The sequence below is a fragment of the Arthrobacter sp. HMWF013 genome, assembly GCF_003061105.1.
Taxonomy (GTDB): domain Bacteria; phylum Actinomycetota; class Actinomycetes; order Actinomycetales; family Micrococcaceae; genus Arthrobacter.
Genome location: NZ_QAIQ01000701.1, coordinates 1 through 2,598 on the forward strand (window position 1 = coordinate 1; position 2,598 = coordinate 2,598).

Genomic DNA, 2,598 nt, shown 5'->3' on the forward strand with positions numbered 1-2,598 from the left:
TTGGAGGGCCTGGGTCCTGGCGCCGACGGCTGGGGGAGCGGGGCAGGCTGAACCGTCAGCACCGGCGTTGGCCGCGGTGTGTCGGCGACGTTCTTGGTGAAGCAGGCTTCGATGAGTTCCTGGGGCAGGGCGATGATGCTGTCGACCCGCAGCGCCAGGTGCTCGGCCACAGAGGTCACGCCGAGCCGGTGGTTAGGGTTGTCGACGCCGACCAGGACGACCTTCATTCCCAGGTCCTGGGCTTCCTCGACGGCCTCGGCGAGGTCATCGTCACCGGAGACCAGAAACGCCACAGATGCTGCCCGGTTCCGGGCGACGCCGACCAGGTCCAGTCCGAGCTTGAGGTCAACGCCTTTCTGTTCCCCGTTGAAGGAGATCCGGCCCAGGCGCACCTTCACGTCCGGCAGCAGGCCGATCGACTTGTGCTCGTCCGTGAACAAAGCATCCTTGGAGGCGTCGTACCAGTAGACCCGCAGCACATCGAGGCCCGAATGCTCTGCCGTTCGCTTCAGGATGCCCTCGATGAGCTGCTTGTAGTTGACGGAGAACGCTGACCGGAGAGAGGTGCCGGCGACCTGGGTGCCACCCACCGCGAGAAGGAATCCGGCATCAACGAAGATCGCGCTCTGGGTCACCATGGTTCAACCCTACCGGCCAGTACTGACCGTCCCGGGACCGGGACAGCGAGCCGCCGGCGCGGGACGGTAGCGGTCCGCGAAGGCCTCCAGTTCAATCCCCAGCTGCTCCTCCTGCTCAAGGCAATTCACGGGCCGCGTGGCGTGAGGGGGCTTCCAGGAACGCAGGGGGCACCGCACCGGTGTGGCTACTCCGGCCGGTCATCCCCTGCGGGGGTACCCTCAGCCGGCTCATCATCTTCCCGGGCAGCCTCCCTGGCAGAGGTGCCGTCGTCAGATCCGGATGTCCCGCTGCGTGCAGGCCCGGGCACATCGACCGCTCTCGCCTGGGCGAAACTCCGGACCGCCTTCACCAGAAGGCCTACGCCGGCGGCCAGCAGCAACATTGCTCCGGCGCCTTCCAGCTTTCCGCGGTTTTCGTAAAAGTCCTTCAGCCCGTCCGGTCCGCCGCGCCTGCTGGTCTCTGAAGCAGTCTGGTCCAGTCGTTTGCCATGGGTGTCCCCTTGTGTCGGTCAAGTTTTCTGGCACAACTATAATCGCTGCCGCGGAAGTCTTCGTAAGGCGTCAGTCGGCGACCACGGTCAGTACCGCCGCAACCACCTGCGAGGCAACGACATGGACCACTGCAGGGAATGCCGTGAGCGACTGCCGGACCTTGGGAAGCTCGTCGGGAATCCGTTCTGCAAGCACGCCCGGCCTCTCGCCACAGAACCGACCCGAAGCCTGCACCAAGAGACCCTTTGGACAGCCTTCAGTGGGTCTTAGCGTGACGCCGGCAAGTCGGCCTATGCCTGCGTCGGCTCTTCGCAGGACTTGCACTCCGGGCGGCCGCCGCCGGCGCTCTCCTCGATCGCGAGCAGACCGTCCGGTTGTCGTCCGACACCGTTCCGACAGCGATGCACCAGGCCGGGTGGAATACCGCTCCTGTCCGGGTGGCGTAGACCTGGCCCGGGTCGGCTTCCGGGGATCCATCAGGGTGACGGGCTGCGGGCTCTACAGGGCTGAGCGGGCCGAGCTCCGAAGCCTTCTCATGGGCCTTGGCAACGGACCTCCAGATGCGCTTCTTGCGGGTCTGTAGCATGAGGAGGTGTTACCGGGCGGACAGTCATGGCCGCCGTCGATGACCTGCGGGGGCCATTTTTGGCCATGGGTGGAGCGTATCGGCACGCTGGAATGCACTTTCTCCAGCTTCGGCGGATACGCCTCAGTTCAGTTACGGGATCCCGAGCGCAGTACGACGGGTAGCTTGGCGGCTAGCAGCCTGCGAGGATCTCCCTGGCCCGGGCGTGCTCGGCTTCGGTCATCCAGACACCGTAGGTTGCTTTCACGTGGACGATCTCGCTGACGTACGTGCACCAGTGGCCGCGATTTTTCGGTAGCCACGATGCGAGGTCAGAATCTCCCTTGGAGCTGTTACTCGGGCCATCGACGGCCCGGAGGTTCCGCGGATCATTCGAGAACGCGGTGCGGGTCTTTTCATCCCACTGCTGGGCACCCTTCTGCCATGCCTCGCTCAGGGGAACGAGATGGTCGATCTGGACGGCCGAGCTGGTCTTGTCACCGCGGACGAAGTTGATGGTCTTTCCGGTATACAGGTCGTTGAGCGTACCGGTCTGCACCTTGCACGCGGTGCTGTTGGTGTAGGTGATGGCCGTCAGGTCCCGCTTGAGAATGTCGTTGCGGGTATCGCAGCCGTTGCGGTCCACGTCAGCCCATGCCTGGCCGAACTGTTCACGGCTGTACCCGGTCTTCGGGGCGCGGCCTTTGACCGCGATCGTGGCCAGTTCAGCCTGTGCAGCTGAGGCTCCGGAGGCCGGCGCCGGGGCAGTCTGGACCGTCTCAGGAGTCCTAGGACTTGGTGAGACACCTTCTAGGACCTCCGCTGCCTGGCCCTGGACGTCTTTGGCACCCTGGGGACTGCCCCGGCTTTTGTTGACTCGGGGTCTTAGGCCGCTATGAGCGC

4 protein-coding genes are annotated in these 2,598 nt (G+C 64.9%); all 4 read right to left on the reverse strand.

Features of this window, described 5'->3' with window-relative positions:
- The coding region (locus DBR22_RS22650) for an NYN domain-containing protein (RefSeq protein WP_146187632.1) at nucleotides 1-638 on the reverse strand (638 nt) is incomplete at its 3' end.
- A gap of 185 nt (nucleotides 639-823) precedes the next feature.
- Nucleotides 824-1,021: a hypothetical protein gene (locus DBR22_RS24055; RefSeq protein ID WP_108600827.1), complete on the reverse strand. Its 198-nt coding sequence runs from the start codon at nucleotides 1,019-1,021 to the stop codon at nucleotides 824-826.
- A gap of 178 nt (nucleotides 1,022-1,199) precedes the next feature.
- On the reverse strand, nucleotides 1,200-1,325 hold the full coding sequence (locus DBR22_RS25080; RefSeq protein WP_258229412.1) for a hypothetical protein: 126 nt from the start codon (nucleotides 1,323-1,325) through the stop codon (nucleotides 1,200-1,202).
- A 563-nt stretch (nucleotides 1,326-1,888) separates the two neighbouring features.
- Nucleotides 1,889-2,598, reverse strand: a 710-nt coding sequence (locus DBR22_RS22660) for an HNH endonuclease family protein (RefSeq protein ID WP_258229413.1), incomplete at its 5' end; no start/stop codon positions are given.

Bases quoted from the DNA above. Each gene is read 5' to 3' on its own strand.
- DBR22_RS24055 (WP_108600827.1), bottom strand. From the start codon at position 1,021: ATGTTGCTGCTGGCCGCCGGCGTAGGCCTTCTGGTGAAGGCGGTCCGG.